This is a genomic window from Streptococcus sanguinis, assembly GCF_019929225.1.
GTDB lineage: Bacteria > Bacillota > Bacilli > Lactobacillales > Streptococcaceae > Streptococcus > Streptococcus sanguinis_J.
The window spans coordinates 23,641-44,478 of sequence record NZ_JAHZPA010000008.1; the positions used below are offsets into that span (position 1 = coordinate 23,641).

Annotated in this window: 15 protein-coding genes; 11 read left to right on the forward strand and 4 right to left on the reverse strand. The window is 44.4% G+C overall.

The window, feature by feature from the left end; genetic code table 11:
* Positions 1 to 75: 75 nt before the first annotated feature.
* The 3 genes from pfkA (at position 76) to lepB (ending at position 3,387) form a co-directional block, all read left to right on the forward strand.
* On the forward strand, positions 76 to 1,086 hold the full coding sequence (gene pfkA, locus K1I80_RS10985) for a 6-phosphofructokinase (RefSeq protein WP_002895919.1): 1,011 nt from the start codon (positions 76 to 78) through the stop codon (positions 1,084 to 1,086).
* A 56-nt stretch (positions 1,087 to 1,142) separates the two neighbouring features.
* The gene (gene pyk, locus K1I80_RS10990; protein WP_002897851.1) at positions 1,143 to 2,648 is read left to right on the forward strand and encodes a pyruvate kinase; all 1,506 of its coding nucleotides are present in this window, start codon (positions 1,143 to 1,145) and stop codon (positions 2,646 to 2,648) included.
* Between the two features lie 181 nt (positions 2,649 to 2,829).
* Positions 2,830 to 3,387 (forward strand): signal peptidase I, encoded by a 558-nt coding sequence (lepB, locus tag K1I80_RS10995; protein ID WP_223311221.1) that lies wholly within the window; start codon positions 2,830 to 2,832, stop codon positions 3,385 to 3,387.
* 77 nt (positions 3,388 to 3,464) lie between these two features.
* Here lepB and K1I80_RS11000 read toward each other — a convergent pair whose 3' ends face one another.
* A complete protein-coding gene (locus K1I80_RS11000) occupies positions 3,465 to 4,652 on the reverse strand; it encodes a cation diffusion facilitator family transporter (protein ID WP_223311222.1) in 1,188 nt (395 codons plus the stop codon).
* Positions 4,653 to 4,911: 259 nt separating this feature from the next.
* On the opposite strand from K1I80_RS11000, the gene pcrA reads away from it, so the two are divergent.
* From pcrA to K1I80_RS11040, 8 genes are all read left to right on the forward strand, one after another.
* Positions 4,912 to 7,200 (forward strand): DNA helicase PcrA, encoded by a 2,289-nt coding sequence (gene pcrA / locus K1I80_RS11005; protein WP_223311223.1) that lies wholly within the window; start codon positions 4,912 to 4,914, stop codon positions 7,198 to 7,200.
* Complete coding sequence (locus K1I80_RS11010; protein WP_002906865.1) at positions 7,197 to 7,595, forward strand: NUDIX hydrolase; 399 nt, start codon at positions 7,197 to 7,199, stop codon at positions 7,593 to 7,595. Before pcrA ends, K1I80_RS11010 begins: the two co-directional genes overlap by 4 nt.
* A 98-nt stretch (positions 7,596 to 7,693) precedes the next feature.
* A complete protein-coding gene (locus tag K1I80_RS11015) occupies positions 7,694 to 8,974 on the forward strand; it encodes an O-acetylhomoserine aminocarboxypropyltransferase/cysteine synthase family protein (RefSeq protein ID WP_223311224.1) in 1,281 nt (426 codons plus the stop codon).
* A gap of 98 nt (positions 8,975 to 9,072) precedes the next feature.
* Positions 9,073 to 9,999, forward strand: coding sequence for a glycosyltransferase family 2 protein (locus K1I80_RS11020; protein WP_223311225.1), 927 nt, complete (start codon positions 9,073 to 9,075; stop codon positions 9,997 to 9,999).
* 54 nt (positions 10,000 to 10,053) lie between these two features.
* Positions 10,054 to 11,277: a beta-carotene 15,15'-monooxygenase gene (locus tag K1I80_RS11025; RefSeq protein WP_223311226.1), complete on the forward strand. Its 1,224-nt coding sequence runs from the start codon at positions 10,054 to 10,056 to the stop codon at positions 11,275 to 11,277.
* Positions 11,278 to 11,386: 109 nt separating this feature from the next.
* The gene (gene rfbD, locus K1I80_RS11030) at positions 11,387 to 12,241 is read left to right on the forward strand and encodes a dTDP-4-dehydrorhamnose reductase (RefSeq protein WP_223311227.1); all 855 of its coding nucleotides are present in this window, start codon (positions 11,387 to 11,389) and stop codon (positions 12,239 to 12,241) included.
* Between the two features lie 280 nt (positions 12,242 to 12,521).
* Positions 12,522 to 13,280, forward strand: a complete 759-nt coding sequence (tpiA, locus tag K1I80_RS11035; protein ID WP_002900651.1) for a triose-phosphate isomerase — start codon at positions 12,522 to 12,524, stop codon at positions 13,278 to 13,280.
* Between the two features lie 64 nt (positions 13,281 to 13,344).
* Positions 13,345 to 17,532 carry a GBS Bsp-like repeat-containing protein gene (locus K1I80_RS11040; RefSeq protein WP_223313876.1) on the forward strand — a complete coding sequence of 1,396 codons (4,188 nt, stop codon included), beginning with the start codon at positions 13,345 to 13,347 and terminating at the stop codon, positions 17,530 to 17,532.
* A gap of 32 nt (positions 17,533 to 17,564) precedes the next feature.
* Here the strand turns inward: K1I80_RS11040 and K1I80_RS11045 are convergent, their stop codons facing one another.
* The 3 genes from K1I80_RS11045 to yidA are packed head-to-tail and all read right to left on the reverse strand — an operon-like array spanning position 17,565 to position 20,838.
* Positions 17,565 to 18,800 carry an aminoacyltransferase gene (locus tag K1I80_RS11045; protein WP_223313877.1) on the reverse strand — a complete coding sequence of 412 codons (1,236 nt, stop codon included), beginning with the start codon at positions 18,798 to 18,800 and terminating at the stop codon, positions 17,565 to 17,567.
* A gap of 14 nt (positions 18,801 to 18,814) precedes the next feature.
* Complete coding sequence (locus tag K1I80_RS11050) at positions 18,815 to 20,029, reverse strand: aminoacyltransferase (protein WP_223313878.1); 1,215 nt, start codon at positions 20,027 to 20,029, stop codon at positions 18,815 to 18,817.
* On the reverse strand, positions 20,029 to 20,838 hold the full coding sequence (gene yidA, locus K1I80_RS11055) for a sugar-phosphatase (protein ID WP_223313879.1): 810 nt from the start codon (positions 20,836 to 20,838) through the stop codon (positions 20,029 to 20,031). Before yidA ends, K1I80_RS11050 begins: the two co-directional genes overlap by 1 nt.

Here is a 20,838-nt window from a genome sequence, read left to right on the forward strand (position 1 = left end):
AAAATAAGAGAATTTTCATGATGATTGTGGTATAATCTATAAGAATGTTAAAAAGAAAAAGGAGCAAAAAGCGAAATGAAACGTATTGCTGTTTTGACTAGTGGTGGTGATGCCCCTGGTATGAATGCTGCCATCCGTGCAGTTGTTCGTAAAGCAATTTCCGAAGGAATGGAAGTTTACGGTATTTATGATGGTTACGCTGGAATGGTAGCTGGCGAGATTTACCCACTTGATGCGACATCAGTTGGTGACATTATTTCTCGCGGTGGAACTTTCCTTCACTCTGCTCGTTACCCTGAGTTTGCCCAAGTTGAAGGGCAGCTGAAAGGAATTGAGCAGCTTAAAAAACATGGAATCGAAGGTGTCGTTGTTATCGGTGGTGATGGCTCTTACCACGGTGCGATGCGCTTGACAGAGCATGGCTTCCCAGCTGTTGGTGTTCCAGGAACCATTGATAATGATATCGTCGGAACAGACTTCACTATCGGTTTTGATACTGCTGTTACTACAGCCATGGATGCGATTGACAAGATTCGGGACACTTCATCCAGTCACCGCCGTACTTTCGTTATTGAAGTAATGGGACGTAATGCTGGTGATATTGCTCTTTGGGCAGGTATTGCATCTGGTGCGGACGAAATCATCGTTCCTGAAGAAGGTTTCAAGATTGAAGAAGTTGTTGAAAGCATTAAGAATGGCTATGCCAAGGGTAAGAAGCACAACATCATCGTCTTGGCTGAGGGTGTCATGTCAGCGGATGAATTCGCTGAGAAGCTGAAAGAAGCTGGTGATATGAGCGACTTGCGTGTCACAGAGCTCGGACATATCCAGCGTGGAGGCTCACCGACTGCGCGTGACCGTGTTCTTGCCTCTCGTATGGGAGCACATGCTGTTAAACTGCTTAAAGAAGGTATCGGCGGAGTTGCTGTTGGAATCCGCAATGAGCAGATGGTTGAAAGCCCAATTCTGGGAACTGCTGAAGAAGGAGCACTCTTTAGCTTGACTGCTGAAGGTAAGATTGTTGTCAATAATCCGCACAAGGCTGATCTGGACTTGGCTGATTTGAACCGCAGCATCAATATTTAATTATTATTTGTTATTCAGGCCAAGAGGCCAAATAGAAGAAGGAGTTTCATACAATCATGAATAAACGTGTAAAAATCGTTGCAACATTAGGTCCTGCGGTAGAAATCCGCGGTGGTAAAAAATTTGGTGATGACGGATATTGGGGAGAAAAGCTGGATGTTGAAGCATCAGCTCAAAACATTGCTAAGCTGATTGAAGCTGGCGCAAACACATTCCGTTTCAACTTCTCACACGGTGACCATGCTGAGCAAGGAGAGCGCATGGCAACTGTTAAGCGTGCAGAAGAAATTGCCGGCCAAAAAGTTGGTTTCCTTCTTGATACAAAAGGACCAGAAATTCGTACAGAATTGTTTGAAGGCGATGCAAAAGAGTATTCATACAAGACTGGTGAAAAAATCCGTGTTGCTACTAAGCAAGGCATCAAGTCTACTCGTGAAGTAATTGCTTTGAACGTTGCCGGTGGATTGGACATCTATGATGATGTTGAAGTTGGTCGTCAAGTATTGGTTGACGATGGTAAACTTGGTCTTCGTGTTGTCGCTAAAGATGATGCTACTCGTGAATTTGAAGTAGAAGTTGAAAATGACGGCATTATCGCTAAGCAAAAAGGTGTGAACATTCCTAACACTAAGATTCCTTTCCCAGCACTTGCTGAGCGTGATAATGACGATATCCGCTTTGGTCTTGAGCAAGGAATCAACTTCATCGCGATTTCATTTGTACGTACTGCAAAAGACGTCAACGAAGTTCGTGCAATCTGTGAAGAAACTGGTAATGGACACGTTCAACTGTTCGCGAAAATCGAAAACCAACAAGGTATCGATAACTTGGACGAAATCATTGAAGCTGCTGACGGTATCATGATTGCCCGTGGTGACATGGGTATCGAAGTGCCATTCGAAATGGTTCCAGTTTACCAAAAGATGATTATCACTAAGGTAAATGCAGCTGGTAAAGTGGTTATCACAGCAACTAACATGCTTGAAACCATGACAGAAAAACCACGTGCAACTCGTTCAGAAGTATCAGACGTATTTAACGCTGTTATCGACGGAACTGATGCAACTATGCTTTCAGGCGAGTCTGCAAATGGTAAATACCCACTTGAGTCAGTAACAACAATGGCGACTATCGATAAGAATGCTCAAACCCTTCTTAACGAATATGGCCGTTTGACAACTGACAACTTTGAGCGCAACTCTAAGACTGAAGTTATGGCTTCAGCAGTTAAAGATGCTACAAACTCAATGGATATCAAGTTGGTAGTTACCCTTACTAAGACAGGTCACACAGCTCGCTTGATTTCTAAGTACCGTCCAAACGCTGATATCTTAGCTATCACTTTTGACGAATTGACTCAACGTGGTCTTATGCTGAACTGGGGTGTTATTCCAGTGACTACTGAAACTCCATCTAACACAGATGATATGTTTGAAATCGCTGAAAAGATTGCAGTTGAGCAAGGCTTGGTTGAATCTGGCGATGATATCGTTATTGTTGCTGGTGTGCCGCTTGGTGAAGCAGTTCGTACCAACACGATGCGCATCCGTACAGTACGTTAATCTAAGACAACAAAAAAGAACCGTTGATTGGAAAATCATCGGTTTTTTTCTTGTCTATGCGATACCACTTATCTTACTTGAGAGAAGAACAAGTTTGAGAATTGATTTTTGAAATAAAATTGTACCTTTGTCTATTTTGTCTAAAAATGATATAATGGTATAAAAGAGATGGGGGAGACGAATGTTAAAGAGAGATTTATTAAGAAATATTATTATTTTTTCAGTACTGGCAGCTATCATTATAGGGCTGAGAGTTTTTATTTATACGCCTTATCGGGTGACTGAGCAAGACAGCAATGCTTACTTGGCAAAGAATGACTTGGTCTTGGCGACGAGAAAGCAAGACATCAAGCGTGGGGATTTTGTCCTCTATGAAGTGGACGGCAAAGACTATGTCGGCCGGGTCATTGCCCAGGAAAAGGATCAGGTAACCTATATGGATGATCTTCTTTACCTGAACGGTCAGGTCATGTCGGAAGAATATATTGAGAAAATACGCGAGAAATATCTAGCTTCAGCAGGAAGTTCGGGTTACTATACTCATGATTTCTCTGTTATGGATTTAAAAGACTCAAAGTCTGATAAAATTACTAAAGATTCTTATTTGATTCTTAATGATCGACGGGAAAATACGAAGGACAGCCGAGAATTTGGGCTCATCAAAGCCAGTCAAATCAAGGGAGTGGTGGAGTTCCGACTCTCACCGCTGAGTAAATTCGGATTTGTCGAAACGAAGTAACCCACAGTTGCTTTGTTTTTTTAAAATCTTTTTAGAAAGAAAATTACTGCTTACGAAAAAACAACCAGACAGCCGGTCTAGTTGTTTTTTCGTGTCTCTTGGTGAAAGATGTTTTGCCATACTTCGTGGCGGCGCCAGAGGCTGGTATGGATAACACCATCCATTTCATAGCGGATGAGCTTGGTTTTCTGGCTGACAGAGAGCAGTTCAACGTTCTTGATAGGTGTTTTTGAGGCTCTTTCTGCCAGAAATTCAGCCTTGTTCAGCTGTCGGCCATCTTGGGAAATGTAGAGAAATTCGGCGGACAGAAGTGTATCCAGTTGGTTGCCTTGCTCCACGAGCTGTTCACGCATGAGCAGGTTTGGGTAAAGATTGTCCAGCGTCTCATCCTCGGGAATGGGAGCAGGCTCAATATGAATGTCAATATCAAAGACTCCGAAGCGCTCCATAAGCATATCCTCAACTTGGTCCGCAATCTCATGGCTTTCAAAAACAGACAAATCCGGATTCATTTCCAAGATAATATCCAGATAGATATTGCTGCCATAGGTCCGGCCGCGCTGTGACTTGACCTGAGTGATTTTAGGAATTTCCAGGATAGCTTGCTTATAGTCTTGGAGCAGGCTTTCATCAAATCCGTCGGACAGGCTGAAGGAAGATTCCATAAAAATATCATAGGCCGTCTTGAGAATGAAGAAGGTAATGACAATGGCTACCAGCTTATCAACGATTGGAAAGTTAAAGGCGCTGGCAATGATAGCAACTGAAGTGCCGATAGAAGTGACAGCGTCTGATAGGTTATCCTTGGCTGCGGCATCCAGAGCCTTGGAGTGAGCTTTTTTAGCCAGTGTTTTATTGTAAAAATAAACACCCAACATAATGATTGCCGAGATGATTCCGACCACGGCACCAACTGGGTCAAGCTTGGTCTCTTGATTGGAAATAATTTTCTGAATGGTCTCTATCAAGACATCAAATCCAACGAAAAACATGATGAAAGATGTGATGAGACTGGCCAGATCTTCTATCTTCCAGTGGCCAAAGCGATGGTCACGGTCGGCTGGTTTTCTAGCCATACGCAGGCCAATTAAAACGGCTATATTAGCCACGATATCAGAGACGTTGTTGAAGCCATCGGCCGTCAGACTGGAGGACTGGAGGGTCGAGCCTGCGATAATCTTGACCGCTGAGAGAATCAGATAGGTAGCGATGGACAGGATGGCTCCTCTCTCCGCTAGCTTCAGATTGTTACTAGGATTTTTCATGACAGCCTTTCTTTCTAGTGGGGCAGCAGAATGGAAAAGAGACTTGCGAAAAAATGTCATCTCTGGACAGGTACTCTAAGTCTCATATGGGCATATTATAGCAAAAATAGGCCTGATTTTCAATTTGAATCGGGCTTAGGGTGCCTTAAATGACTTTGCCGAAAATCTAATCTAAAATCAGAAATTCCTCTTCTTTCTGGTTTAGCTTCATCAGGATTTTTGTTATAATAGTAGCATTGACTTTGAAAGAGGAAGAAAAATGCATCCTTTATTAAACGGTATGAATGACCGTCAGGCTGAGGCGGTTCAAACAACAGAAGGGCCTTTGCTGATAATGGCGGGGGCTGGTTCGGGTAAGACCCGTGTCCTGACCCACCGTATTGCCTATTTGATTGATGAAAAAATGGTCAATCCTTGGAATATCCTTGCCATTACCTTTACCAATAAGGCGGCGCGGGAGATGAGAGAAAGGGCTGAAAAACTTAAAACGGAAGCTCAAGATTGCTTAATCGCTACCTTCCACTCCATGTGTGTGCGTATTCTGAGACGAGAAGCAGATCATATTGGCTACAACCGCAACTTTACGATCGTTGATCCTGGCGAACAGCGGACTCTGATGAAGCGAATTCTCAAAAATCTCAATCTGGACCCTAAAAAGTGGAATGAGCGTGCCATTCTGGGAACTATTTCCAATGCTAAGAACGACCTGATTGATGAGGTAGCCTATGCAAATCTAGCTGGTGATATGTATACAGAGATTGTAGCTAAGTGCTACACGGCCTATCAAAAGGAATTGCGCCAGTCTGAGGCTATGGACTTTGACGACTTAATCATGCTGACCCTGCGACTCTTTGATCAAAATCCTGACGTTTTGACCTACTACCAGCAACGCTACCAGTACATCCATGTGGACGAGTATCAGGATACCAATCATGCTCAGTATCAGCTGGTCAAGCTCTTGGCCTCCCGCTTTAAGAATATTTGCGTAGTCGGAGATGCTGACCAGTCTATCTATGGCTGGCGGGGAGCCGATATGCAGAATATCCTGGACTTTGAAAAGGATTATCCAGAAGCTAAGGTAGTTCTGCTAGAGGAAAATTATCGCTCAACCAAGACCATTCTTCAGGCGGCTAATGAAGTCATCCGAAACAACCGCAACCGCCGTCCTAAAAATCTCTGGACTCAAAACGAAGACGGTGAGGAAATTGTCTACTATCGGGCTAATGACGAGCAGGATGAGGCTCTTTTTGTCGCTCGGACTATTGATCAACTGAGCCGAGAAGGCTACAGTCATAAGGATTTTGCAGTTCTATACCGGACCAATGCCCAGTCACGGACGGTGGAGGAAGCCCTGCTCAAATCCAATATTCCCTATACCATGGTCGGTGGCACCAAGTTCTACAGCCGCAAGGAAATCCGAGATGTTATTTCTTATCTCAATCTCATCGCCAATCCTAGCGATAATATCAGCTATGAGCGCGTGGTCAATGAGCCCAAGCGTGGTGTCGGACCAGGAACGGTGGAGAAAATTCGGAATTTTGCGTCCAGTCAGGAAATCTCTTTACTGGATGCGTCAGCCAATATCCTGCTTTCGCCAGTCAAGGGTAAGGCGGCTCAGGCAGTCTATGATTTTGCTAATATGCTTCTGGATTTGCGGGAGCGCTTGGACGACTTTACAGTGACGGAGCTGGTAGAAGCCGTTTTAGAAAAGACAGGCTATGCTGCAGCCTTGGCTGCCCAGGCAACCTTGGAAAGTCAAGCTCGAATTGAAAATATCGAAGAATTCCTGTCTGTAACCAAGAATTTTGACGAAAGTCCAGACAATCCTACTGATGAGTCTGGCCTGGATAAGCTCAGCCGTTTTCTCAATGACTTAGCCTTGATCGCAGACACAGATGACGGAGATACGGAGAGTTCCGAAGTGACTCTAATGACCCTCCACGCAGCCAAGGGATTGGAATTTCCGGTCGTCTTTCTGGTTGGTATGGAGGAAAATGTCTTCCCTTTAAGTCGGGCGTCTGAAGACGAAGATGAGTTGGAAGAGGAGCGGCGCCTGGCCTACGTCGGCATCACCCGAGCAGAGAAGATTCTCTATCTGACTAATGCTAATTCCCGTATGCTTTATGGTCGGACTAACTACAATCAGCCGACCCGTTTCTTGAGAGAAATCAGATCAGACTTGCTAGACTATCAAGGCCTGGCTCGACCGGCAAATAGCTCCTTTAAGGTCAGTTATACCAATAGTGATACCAGTCAATTCGGTCAAGGCATGAGTCTAGCACAGGCTCTACAAGAGCGGAAGCGTCAGGCGGCACCAAGTTCGATTTCTACAGGCAGTCTGCCTTTTGGAAAGAGCAGTCAGAGCCAGCCATCTAAGCCAGAAGTTGCTTGGGCTATCGGAGATATTGCCCACCATAAGAAATGGGGCGATGGGACAGTTCTGGCAGTCTCTGGCAGTGGAAATAATCAAGAGCTTAAGATTAATTTCCCAGAAGTGGGTCTGAAGAAAGTGCTAGCCAGCATAGCACCGATTGAGAAAAAATCATGATGAAACAGTCGATTGAAGCCTGGATCTATCATCCAGAGGATAGGGAAATCTTGCTCTTGAAAGTGGAGAATGAGAAAGTTTCCTTTTGGCAGCCCATTACTGGTGGGATTGAGAGTGGCGAGAGCCCAGAAGAGGCTTGTCTTCGTGAAATAAAGGAAGAGACCGGCTTGCTCTTAGCTTGTCCAAATTTGACTAGTCTTGGAGATTTTACGGTAAAGATTGATGAAAATCTGTCCATCCACAAAAATCTCTTTCTAGTTCTGACTGAACAGAAAGAAATCCAGATTTCTGATGAGCATGTAGGAGCTCAGTGGGTAGCTTTAGACAAAGTTTCGTCGCAGCTGTACTGGCCCAGCAATCAAGCGACTTTTGAGATTATAAAAGAGAAGCTATAAGATATAGCTTCTCTTTATTTCTTTTGATAAGGAAATTCTATTAGTCAAGCGGGGCGTTTAGTGGTAGACTTATCACATAACTATAGTGAGGTGACCTTATGACACGTGAATTTAAATTTGAAACTCTGCAGCTTCATGCTGGACAGACAGTTGATCCGACAACCAAGTCTCGGGCTCTGCCTATTTACCAGACAACTTCCTATGTGTTTGACGATACTCAGGAGGGAGAAGAACTTTTTGCCCTGCGCAAACCGGGCAATATCTACACTCGGATTACCAATCCGACCCTGTCTGCTTTTGAGGAGCGGATTGCGGCTTTGGAGGGTGGGGTTGGAGCTCTAGCGACAGCTTCTGGTATGGCGGCCCTTACCTATACCGTTCTAGCCTTGGCGCATGCTGGCGACCATGTAATAGCAGCCTCTACCATCTACGGTGGTACCTTTAATCTGCTCAAAGAAACCCTGCCTCGCTATGGCATTACCACGACTTTTGTGGATATTGAAAATCTGGCTGAAGTAGAAGCAGCTATTCAGGACAATACAAAGTTGGTTCTGATTGAAAGTTTGGGCAATCCTTTGATAAATATTCCTGACTTTGATGCTTTGGCAGAGCTGGTTCATGCTCATAAAATTCCGCTGATTTCCGACAATACCTTTGCAACACCTTATCTGATCAATGTTTTTTCTCATGGAGTGGACATCGTAGTACATTCTGCGACCAAGTTTATCGGCGGTCATGGAACCAGCATCGGTGGTGTGATTGTGGACAGCGGTCGTTTCGACTGGGGAGCTTCTGGCAAGTTTCCGCAGTTTGTGGACCCGGACCCGAGCTATCATGATATCAGTTATACGCGCGATGTCGGAGCGGCAGCCTTTGTTACCGCTGTCCGGACCCAGCTCTTGCGTGATACGGGCGCAGCTATGTCTCCCTTCAATGCCTTTCTCTTCCTACAGGGACTGGAAACTCTCTCTTTGCGCGTAGAACGCCATGTGTCCAATGCCGAGAAGATTGTGGAATTCTTAGCGGGGCATCCTAAGGTTGAGCAGGTCAATTATCCCAAGCTTGCTGACAGTCCTTATCATGCTTTGGCTAAAAAATATTTCCCTAAAGGTGTGGGCTCCATCTTTACCTTTAATGTCAAAGGTGGGGAGAAAGAAGCTCGTAAGGTTATTGACAGCTTAGAGATTTTCTCTGACTTGGCCAATGTAGCAGATGCTAAGTCCCTGGTCGTCCATCCAGCTACGACGACTCACGGTCAGATGTCACCAGAGGCTCAGCTGGCAGCAGGCATTACACCAAATCAAATCCGTCTCTCTATCGGTCTGGAAAATGTGGAAGACTTGATAGAGGATTTGAGAATCGCCTTGGAATCTATCTAATTTTCAAGGCCTCTAGACTGAGCGAATAAGAATAAAACTAGGTTTTCGCCTAGTTTTTTGTTATAATGAGAGATATTAAAAAATAGCAGGTAATCAAAATGACAATTTCAGTGATTGTTCCGTGCTTCAATGAAGAAGAGTCTATTCCTCTGTTTCATGAAGCTATGGAAGCGGTGAAATATCAAATCCGTGACCAGTTTGAATATATTTTTGTCAATGACGGATCGACAGACCAAACCTTGGCTGTTTTGCGTGAGCTCAGCAGTCGCTGTCCTGACGTGCACTATCTGTCCTTTTCTCGTAATTTCGGAAAAGAAGCAGCGCTCTATGCTGGTTTACAAGAGGCGAGCGGGGATTTTGTGACGGTCATGGATGTAGATTTGCAGGATCCGCCTGAGCTCCTTATTAAGATGAAGGCCATGCTGGACTCGAATCCTGAGCTGGACTGTGTGGGGACTCGTCGCACTACTCGAGAGGGCGAGCCCCCAATCCGAAGCTTTTTCGCCAATTTGTTCTATAAGCTGATTAACAAGATTAGTCAGGTAGAGATGGTAGATGGTGCGCGTGACTTCCGACTGATGCGCCGTCAGATGGTGGAAGCCATTCTGGAGGTTTCAGAGTACAATCGCTTCTCCAAGGGAATTTTTGCCTGGGTTGGCTTCAATACCGAGTACTTGGAATACAAAAATGTTGAACGAGTGGCTGGCAAGACCTCTTGGAATTTCTGGTCTCTATTTAACTATTCTTTAGAAGGCATCGTCAATTTCTCTGATGCGCCGCTCAACATCGCCTTTTTAGGAGGTATCCTGTCTTGGATTTTAGCCTTCATCCTAATGGCGGTAATTATTATCCGTACCTTGGTTTTTGGTGATCCGACATCTGGCTGGCCATCCCTTATGACCGTCATTCTCCTTATCGGGGGTTTTCAGCTACTGACCATCGGTATCCTAGGCAAATACATCGGCAAAATCTTCATGGAAACCAAGCATCGCCCAATTTATGTGATTAAAGAGAAGAGTAAGTGAGTCTTTGAGAGAGTTTTTGAGCTTAAGTGACTCTTATTTAGCTGAGGAGAAATTGTGAAAAATAAAAAAATTAATATTGTCTTATGCTTGTCTTCGTTTATTTATGCGATACAGTTTTATATCAATAATAAAATCACCCCAGTAGGAGACCAAACAGCATTTTTAGAATATGCTAAGGAATTTCATTACAATTATTTATTCTTTGGGATTGATCGTTATTTTACTTGGAGCAGTAGGCTGTTCATTGAGTCAGCCACCTTATTATTTTCCGTTCACGAAAAGCTGTTTATAGCAGCAGCCTTTCTAGCAACATTGCTTTTGGTTTATGCTTTAAGGAAGCTGACTCCTTCCTTGCCTTGGCTGCCAGCTTTACTTATTTTTATATTCCTTCCAGCAACTGAATTTTTAAGCGCGGGTTCTATTCCAACCTATGTCAATTACATTTTCCCTGCTTCCTTGTTGCTTTTTGCACTTTTTTGCAGAGAATCTAAAAATATTTGGATTAATATGGCTAGCCTTTTGTGCTTTTTAGTTGCTATCATGCAAGAACAATTAGCTGTCTACGCTTTTTTATGGCTTCTGTTTGAAACTGTCCTTGCGAAAAAAGAGAAAAAACCTTTACTGGGTAATCTATGCTATTTGGCACTGAGCGCTTTAGGAATCATATCAGCCAAGCTGTCTCCGGGGAATGCTCTGCGTTTGGAAAAGAATATTGTCAGTTGGTTCCCCAACTTTCCTAACTTGAATATCTTGCAAAAGCTTGGGCTTGGCTTTCTGGAGACAGGCGATAATCTGCTTTCCACGTCCTTTGCCTTTGTGATGGTCTTCTTGCTTGTGCTCTTTGTCTATGCTCTTCATAAGAAAAGTGTAACAGCCTTAGCTCTGAGCGGTTTTGTCATATTCAATATTTTTTCACAAAAAATGGGCTGGAATACTATTTTTGGTACATTAACAGGTATCAGTAAAGCAGCCAGAGAATCAGGGACATTTTCTTTTAATATCACGTATATGAGCGCAGTCGCTTTTTATGGCTTGCTGCTATTAATGATTCTTTACGCTTTGTGGCTTGTAGTTTCTGACTTTAAAGAAAGAATATGGCTGACCTATTTATTTGTAATTGGCTTTATTGGCCGCATGGTTATTTCATTATCTCCAACTCTCTACGCTTCAAGCACTCGAACTTTTTTGCCTCTGATGATAAGTCTATTCATTATTACTTGCAGATTGTTGTATCTCTTGTACACAGAGTATCAAAAGCGGCAAGAGGATGTTCTCTAGATTATACTATTAAGTATATTTTCCGATGGTGATTCGACCAAGCAGATTTTTTCTGCTTTTTTTGTTATAATAAACTCATTGAATGTTTATGATGTGAAAGGAAAGACAAATGATTTTAATTACAGGTGCGAATGGACAGCTGGGTACAGAGCTTCGCTATCTTTTGGATGAGCGCAATGAGGAGTATGTGGCTGTTGATGTGGCGGAAATGGATATTACCAATGCGCAAATGGTGGACAAGGTCTTTGCGGAAGTCAAGCCAAGCTTGGTTTATCACTGCGCAGCTTATACTTCAGTTGATGCGGCTGAGGACGAAGGAAAAGAGCTGGACTATGCCATCAATGTGACCGGGACCGAAAATGTTGCAAAAGCAGCAGAAGCACACGGAGCGACCTTGGTCTACATCTCAACAGACTATGTCTTTGACGGACAAAAGCCTGTCGGAGAGGAATGGGAAGTAGATGACCGGCCGGATCCACAGACAGAGTATGGCCGTACCAAGCGCATGGGTGAGGAGCTGGTTGAGAAATATTCCAGCCGTTTCTATATTATCCGTACTGCCTGGGTCTTTGGTAACTACGGTAAAAACTTTGTCTTTACCATGCAAAATCTTGCTAAGACGCACAAAACTCTGACTGTAGTCAATGACCAGCATGGCCGTCCGACTTGGACTCGTACGCTGGCTGAATTTATGACTCATCTGGCTGAGAATCAAAAGGAATTTGGTTACTACCATCTGTCTAATGATGCGGCTGAGGACACGACATGGTATGACTTTGCAGTGGAAATTCTCAAAGATACAGATGTGGAAGTCCAGCCGGTTGATTCCAGCAAATTCCCGGCCAAGGCTAAGCGACCTTTCAACTCAACTATGAGCCTGACCAAGGCCAAGGCTACAGGCTTTGTCATTCCGACTTGGCAGGATGCCTTAAAAGAATTTTACAAGCAAGAGAAGAAACAGTGATTTTCTTTGACGTTTATAACAGCGACAGAACTTAGTCTCAGACTAGGTTCTGTTTTTTCTTCTGGCAGACTGAAGAGGTGATTTTGAGGTGCGTGCTCTGGTGGAGAAAGAGCTGGCTTGAAGATGCGGGTGGGAAATGATAATGAGAAGAATTTTCCACAGATCTTATCCCCTTAAAATAAAGATGTTTCAATTTGATGAAATTCTGTGGATAACCTTTATTATTTCATTCAACTATGTTACAATGTTACTATAAATAAAATAGAAGAGGTGTGTGAATATGTCACGTAAACCATTTATTGCTGGTAACTGGAAAATGAACAAAAATCCTGAAGAAGCAAAGGCTTTTGTAGAAGCGGTTGCTGCTAAGCTACCTTCTTCAGATTTGGTAGAAGCTGGTATCGCTGCTCCAGCACTTGATTTGACAACTGTTTTGGCAGCAGCTAAAGGAAGCAATCTTAAGGTTGCAGCGCAAAATGCTTACTTTGAAGATGCAGGTGCTTTCACTGGTGAAAACAGCCCTAAAGTTCTTGCAGAGGTTGGAGTTGACTACATTGTTATCGGTCACTCAGAACGCCGCGATTATTTCCATGAAACAGACCAAGACATCAATAAAAAAGCGCACGCTATCTTCCGCAATGGTTTGGTGCCAATCATCTGCTGTGGTGAGTCGCTTGAAACTTACGAAGCTGGTAAAGCTGTAGATTTCGTTGGTGCTCAAGTATCAGCTGCTTTGAAAGACTTGACAGCTGAGCAAGTTGCATCATTGGTTATCGCTTATGAGCCAATCTGGGCTATCGGTACTGGTAAGTCAGCAACTCAAGACGACGCTCAAAAGATGTGTAAAGCAGTTCGTGACGTTGTAGCAGCTGACTTTGGTCAAGAAGTAGCGGACAAGGTTCGCGTTCAGTACGGCGGTTCTGTAAAACCTGAAAATGTTGCGTCTTACATGGCTTGTCCAGATGTTGACGGTGCTCTTGTTGGTGGTGCATCACTTGAAGCTGAAAGCTTCTTGGCATTGCTTGATTTTGTAAAATAAAAAATGTTGAAAAAAGACTTGTCCTCCCAAAGGTGACAAGTTTTTTAAAAGTTGGAGAGAAAAGTTGAAATCGAAAGAATTAGTTTATTTAGCGAGTACGGCTATTTTGCTGGCAGCGACTGCCAATGTTGCAAAAGCCGAGGAACATACTATCGCTGAGTCAGAAGTTTTAAAAACAGAAAGGTCTGTTAGTTCCGAGAATCAGCCGACTGTAGCAGTATCATCTGCAGAACAGTCAGTTCAAGCTGTTAAGCAAGAGGAGGAAGCAACGAACGCTACAGGAACAGCTGTTAAGCAAGAGGAGGAAGCAACGAACGCTACAGGAACAGCTGTTGAGTCTGGAGGAGCAGCTCAATCAGTTCCTGTAGAAACTCAGGTAGCTTCTGCTAAGCCAGAAGGGCAAAGTCAGCCAGATGCAAATGCTTCTAATCAGAATGAAACTGCAGCTGATCAGTCAGCAAAAGCAAGTTCTTCTGTTGCAGATTCTGCTATTGCCTCAGAGCCCAAGGCTAGTCCTGCAGTAGCATCAGCACCAAAAGCTAGTAATGCTGGAAAAACTGTATTTTATAATGCGGGGTCAAAGGCTCAGGCAGCCCGCGGGAATTCCCAAGCGGAGATAAAAGGCACATCCTTTGTAGATGTCAGCAGCCACAATGGCCATATCAGCGTAGACGACTATCGTAAATTAGCCCAGCAAGGGGTTGGCGGTGTCGTTGTCAAACTGACTGAAGGAACCCATTACACGAATCCATTTGCTGAGTCTCAAGTGAGAAATGCTCAGGGAGCTGGTTTACAAGTATCGACCTATGCCTTCTCGCACTATACTAACGATGAAGAAGCGAGAGCCGAAGCTCGTTATTACGCTGCCTTTGCTAATAGACTAGGTTTGCCTAAAAACACAGTCATGGTCAATGACATGGAAGATCCCAAAATGCAAAATGGGATTAACCAGCATACCCAGGCTTGGGCGGATGAGATGCGCAGACTGGGTTATTCTAACCTGATGTATTATACTAGTGCCAGCTGGCTGGATCAAAATAATCTTCGCAGCAAGGGACCAGTTAATACATCGCAATTTGGCTATAGCAACTTCTGGGTGGCCCAGTATCCGTCCTCTAATTTAAATCTTGATGGAGCTAAATCTCTCAAATACAATAGTGGCGCTGGAGCATGGCAGTTTACAGCTCAGGCTCAGCTTTTAGCTGGCAAACATGTATTTGACCATAGCGTAGATTACACTGGGAGATTTACCCAGCAGTCTGCTCTTGCTAAGCAGCCTTTAAAGGGTAACATCAGTATTCAGAATAAGAATAATGTCAACGGTAGCTTTGATGTTGTGATTTCAAACGTTTCTGCTCCTTATGGAGTGTCTGTCGTTAGTGTTCCAGTGTGGTCAGAAGCTAATGGTCAAGACGATATTATCTGGTACACAGCCACTCAGCAGGCCAATGGTACTTATAAAGTTTCTGTTGATTCTAGCAGACATAAGGATTCAGTTGGCAAGTACAATGTCCATCTCTACTATGTCCGCAACGACGGTCAGTTAGTCGGTGTTGGCGGTACTACAACCAATGTGTCAGCAGTTAAACCACAGGGCAAAATCAGTATCCAAAATCGTAACAGCGAAACTGGCGATTTTGATATTGTGGTTTCAGATATTGTATCGCCAGGCGGTCTCAAGACTGTTTCCCTGCCAACCTGGTCAGAGGCCAACGGTCAGGATGATATCAAATGGTATACTGCTGAACGTCAGGCTGACGGCACCTATCGTAAGCGAGTACGCATAGGCGACCACAATAATGTGCAGGGCGAGTACAACGTCCATCTCTATTATGTCCAAAATGACGGCCGCTTGGTTGGTGTAAGCGGCACTAAAACGACCGTTTCTCTTGGAAAACCTAAGGGCACCATCAGTATTCAAAATCGAAACAAGGAAACTGGCGATTTTGATATTGTAGTTTCAGGTATTTCATCTCCGGGCGGTCTGAAGGAAGTTTCCCTGCCAACTTGGTCTGAGGCTAACGGCCAAGATGATATCAAGTGGTACAACGCTGAGCGTCAAGCTGATGGCACCTATCGTAAGCGTGTCCGTCTGAGCGATCACAAAAATGTTGAGGGTGAGTACAATGTGCATCTTTATTATGTGCAAAATGATGGCAGCTTGGTAGGTGTAAGTGGCACTAAAACGACTATTTCTATAGAAAAACCAAAAGTTCAAGGCAAAATCAGCATCCAGAATCGCAACAGCGAAACTGGCGATTTTGATATTGTGGTTTCAGATATCGTATCGCCAGGCGGTCTCAAGAATGTTTCCCTACCAACTTGGTCAGAGGCCAATGGCCAAGATGATATCAAGTGGTACAATGCAGAACGTCAGGCTGACGGTACTTATCGGAAACGAGTTCGCCTGAGCGATCATAACAATGTCCAAGGCGAATATAATGTGCATCTCTACTATGTGCAAAATGATGGCAAGTTAGTAGGAGCAGGCGGTATCAAGACCAACATTTCTATCAGCAAGCCGCAGGGCAAAATCAGCATCCAGAATCGCAACAATGAAACCGGTGATTTTGATATTGTGGTTTCGGGGATCTCATCCCCAGGGGGGGTGAAGAGTGTTTCTGTTCCAACCTGGTCTACAGCCAACGGCCAAGATGACATCAAGTGGTACGATGCTGAGCGTCAAGCGGATGGCACCTATCGTAAGCGTGTCCGTCTGAGTGATCACAATAATGTTGAGGGCGAATATAATGTGCACCTTTACTATGTGCAGAATGATGGCAAGCTGGTTGGTGCTGGTGGCATAAAAACTAATGTTTCTCTAGGTAAGCCAAAGGGCAACATCAGTATCCAAAATAAGAATAATGTCAACGGCAGTTTTGATGTTGTGATTTCAAACGTTTCTGCCCCTTATGAAGTGTCTGCTGTCAGTGTTCCGGTTTGGTCTGAAGCTAACGGTCAAGACGATATTATCTGGTATACAGCTACTCAGCAGGCTAATGGTACCTATAAAGTTACTGTTGAATCTAGTAAACATAAAGACTCAGTTGGTAAGTATCATATCCATCTTTACTATGTCCGTAACGACGGGCAGTTAGTCGGTGTTGGCGGTACTACAACCAATGTGTCAGCAGTTAAACCACAGGGCAAAATCAGTATCCAAAATCGTAACAGCGAAAATGGCGATTTTGATATTGTGGTTTCAGATATTGTATCGCCAGGCGGTCTCAAGACTGTTTCCCTGCCAACCTGGTCAGAGGCCAACGGTCAGGATGATATCAAATGGTACAACGCTGAGCGTCAGCCGGATGGTACCTATCGTAAGCGAGTTCGTGCGAGCGACCATAACAACGTTCAGGGCGAATATAATGTACATCTCTACTATGTCCAAAATGATGGCAGGCTGGTAGGAGCAGGTGGCATCAAGACCAACGTTTCTATCAGTAAGCCGCAGGGTAAAATCAGTATTCAAAATAAGAATAACGATACTGGAGAGTTTGACATTGTAGTATCAGGCATTGTGGCACCAGAAGGCCTCAAGACAGTCTACCTGCCGACTTGGTCAGAAGCGAATGGTCAAGATGATATCCAATGGTACACAGCGGATCGTCAGGCTGATGGAACTTATCGTAAGCATGTATATGCGCGTGACCATAAGAATAATGCAGGCGAATACAATGTTCACTTGTATTACTTAAATAATCAAAATCAGCTGCAAGGAGCTGGTGGAGAAAAGACCTCTATCTCTGTGAACCGTCCTCAGGCAGCTAGTCAGCGAGACCGTGTTCTTGCGGCGGCAGCTGCTATGGTAGGTGTCAGGGGAGGAAGTGCTGAGCATCAGCGCTTGGTCAACGATTATAACAGTGTCAGACCGCTGCCGGTTGGCTATGCTGTGAAGAACACAGATGACTGGTGCGACATTTTCACGACGGTTATTTTCCAAAGAGAGGGCTTGAGTGATCTTATCGGCCGCGAGTGTGGTGTAGAGCGCCATATTCATATTTTCCAAAGACTTGGTATCTGGAATGAAGATGGTAATTCGACTCCTAGCGCAGGCGATATCATCACTTTTAACTGGGACAAAGATACCCAGCAAAACGATGGCTGGGCTGATCATATCGGTATTGTCGAAAAAGTTGAAAATGGTATCATTCACACGATTGAAGGCAACAGCAATAACGTAGTTAAACGCAACACTTACCGCATCGGTCATGGAAATATCCGTGGTTTTGCGACACCTCGTTATAAATAAACACACAAAAAACCAAGGTTTCCCTTGGTTTTTTAACGTCTTAGAATTTTTTTTATGAGCTGAAGCAGCTTAAACTTGAGAGGGTTAGGGTAGTAGCGGAAAGTTCCCATTTTTCGGATGATGAAGCCGTTGAAGTTTTGTTTGAAGCGCAGAACGCCGTCAGAACCATCGAAAATTCCCATAATACCGAGGAAATTGTAAAATGGAATGCCTCTCTTGATACTTTCGGTCATAACGTATTCCTGCAGAAGGGCTGGAGCGTAGAATTTATTAAACTCAGGATAGGAGCCGCTGAAGAGATAGGTTGCTTCCTGAGGGGTATAGATAAAGAGGCTGGCAGCCAGGATTTGGTCTTGGTCGCCGTACTTATCAATTAGTTCTTGGGCTTCAGCTTTGCGGGTTTCAAAGCTATCAAACTGGCTGGAAAGTTCTCGCAGCTGATTTTGTTTCTTTTCAGATTGAGGATTGTTTTCCAAGTCAGCCTGCAGTTTCTGGATTTTTTGGCCCAGTTTCTCTTGGTCTTTTTGTAAGTTCTGAAGATAGTCCTTGAGGTTGAGACTGGCTGTCATAAAGTCCGCCTGCTGACCAAAGCTATCATAAAAATCTTGATAGTAGTCTAGTGGCTTGTCATCATATTCCCGCCGGTCAGAAGTAGCAGCTGTGATGTCTTTGAAAACGCTGAGTTGGTCACGTTCCAGCCTTGTTAGCTTGATACCAAAGGTGTTCGCCTTTTTGACGGTCGCCTTGCCGTTTTTACTGAAGGACTTGAGCAAGTCTTTCTCTGTCAGACCAGCTAAGTCTTTGACATAATGCCAATCAGGCTCCCCGCCTGGATAGCCTGACTGTAAGCCGTCAAAGTCAAAGCCCAAATCAGTCAGTTGCTGGATAAGCGCGACTTTTTCATCAGATGTGGGCTGGCCATTGCTGTCAAAGGTCTGATAAGTCTCGTAGGGCTTGATGATGAGCTCTAGAGCGCCTTCTTTTTTAGCGTAAGCCTGCAAAGCTTGATAGAAGGGAGTCAGGTATTTAGCATCGGTAGAGACAGGACCGCAGTTGATTTCCATATGGAGGCCGCCAGTCATCGGCATACTGTAGAGGACAGCAGACACCACTACCTGTCCCTGCGGGTCAGTGTAGCCGATATACTGGGTACTGAAGCCACGCTTGCTCAGCAGCTCTGCCATTTCCACGGTCTGCATAAAAGAGCGTTGGGAGCTAGCTGAGGTATGCTGGATGAATTCTTCTTTGCTGAGAAGTTTAAAGGTCATAGGCTTCCTTTCTTTTAATGCTTGCTGCGCAGTTTCTTTCTGAGAGTGTAGGCCAGATTGGAGAGGTGGTAAAGAGGATTGGTTGGCAAGTTAAACTCACCAGCAAATTCCTCAATGGTCGGATTGAACTTGGATTTAAAGCTGTAGAGACCGCCCTTGAGGTCGTTTTCGATGCCGCCCATATTTTGCCAATCTGTCCCGCGCTCAAAAGCATGCTTGGCCGTTTCGTACCAAGTGATGATGGCAGGCTGGTAACGACGGTATTCCTCGTCCATGCCGGCATAGATATTTTCAGAGGTCTTGCCGTATTCTAAGACTAAGGTGCCAGACAGGGGAACGACAGTAGCACCTTGGCTGATTTTGTCCTGTAGGAAGTCAATCTCTTCCTGGAGGCGTTTCTGTTCTTGCTGGTTATTCTCAATCTTGCCGGGTTTGGTTTTCTCGGTAAATTTCTCTGCTTCCTTGAGTGCCTTAGTCAGCTGAGCCTGCAAGTCTTCCAATCGTGCCTTTAGATCAATGCTGGATAAGGTGATGTAGGAGTGCTCAGGATAAGTATCCAAAAGTTTTTGGTAATAGTCTTTGCCACGCAGGTGGATATTTTTTCTATTTTCCGTTTTCTTCATCAAGGCTGAAAAGTCGTCCAGTAATTCTGCTCCGCCAAATTGGATTTGAATACCTTTGTTACGAGCTGTACGAATAGCCTGCCGAGTACTCTTAGAAAGCAGATCCTCGCTGAAATCTTCTTTATGAATATTTGCCTGCAAGCGAGGTTGGATTGTTTCGTCCAGAGACTCAGTCCGCCCGACCCAGACAGCTCCTGCTTGCTGCAGTTCTTGAATCAGCTCAACTGTCTCTGCCTTGTCTTGCAATTCACCGCCCATTTTGCTTTCTGCCAGAAAGAGGCTAGGATCAAACTTGACAAAGAGCGCTTTTTTCTCCTTGGCAAATTTCTTGAGCGACGCCAAAACAAAGGTCAGCAGCTCCTTGTCACTATAGTCCATGATGGGACCGCGCGGGATATAAAGCATGGTCATCCCCAAGGGCAGTGGTTTGATCAAGACACTGGCTGCAGCAACCAAGTGGTCGTCTTTATAGAAGCCCAAGCGTTCGTTTTCCCAGTTGTCCTTGATTTGAGCCCAGGCTGAACTCTGCAGAAGATTGGCCTGGGGATGAGCTGTGACAAAATCGTCGTGTTCCCGAGCTGAAATTCCAATTTTGTAACTAAACATTATTTTAAAACCCACTCTCTAATAGCGTGTGCTACGCCGGATTCGTCGTTTGATTTGGTGATATACTTGGCGATTTTCTTGAGTTCTTCCTTGCCGTTTTCCATGACAACAGGAGAGCCGACGGCTTCCAGCATGGCGCGGTCATTTTCTTCATCACCGATAGCCATAGTCTGCTCCTTGCTTAAGCCAAGTTTTTCAGCCAGATGAAGGATAGCAGCCCCTTTATTGACAGTCTTTTTGACAATTTCCAGATAGAAAGGAGCTGATTTAACCAGTGTATATTTTTCAGCTAATTCCGGTGGCAGCTTAGCAATGGCCGCGTCCAAAATTTCCGGCTCATCAATAAACATGCACTTGACGATTTCTTTATTGGCCATTTCCTCAGGTGTACGGTAGAAAATAGGCATGCTGACCAGATTGGACTCGTAAACAGTGTACTTGCCGATGTTACGATTGGCTGTATAAATGCCGTCCTTGGTGATGGCATGCATGTGGACACCTACTTTTCGCCCGAGCAGTTCGATATCCAGATAGTCGTCATAGGTCAGTGTTTCTTTGATTAATTCTTGACCTGTAACAGTATCCTGTACCAGTCCGCCGTTGAAGGTAACGACATAGTTGTCTGGCTGATTAAGTTCTAGCTCCTCAAGAAGCTTTTGAACACCTGCAATAGGACGGCCGGTTGCAATAACGATTTTGACACCAGCAGCCTTGGCATCCTGAATAGCGCTGAAGACTTCAGGAGTGATTTCTTTTTGGTTATTTAAAAGGGTGCCGTCAATATCAACGGCAACTAATTTAATAGACAT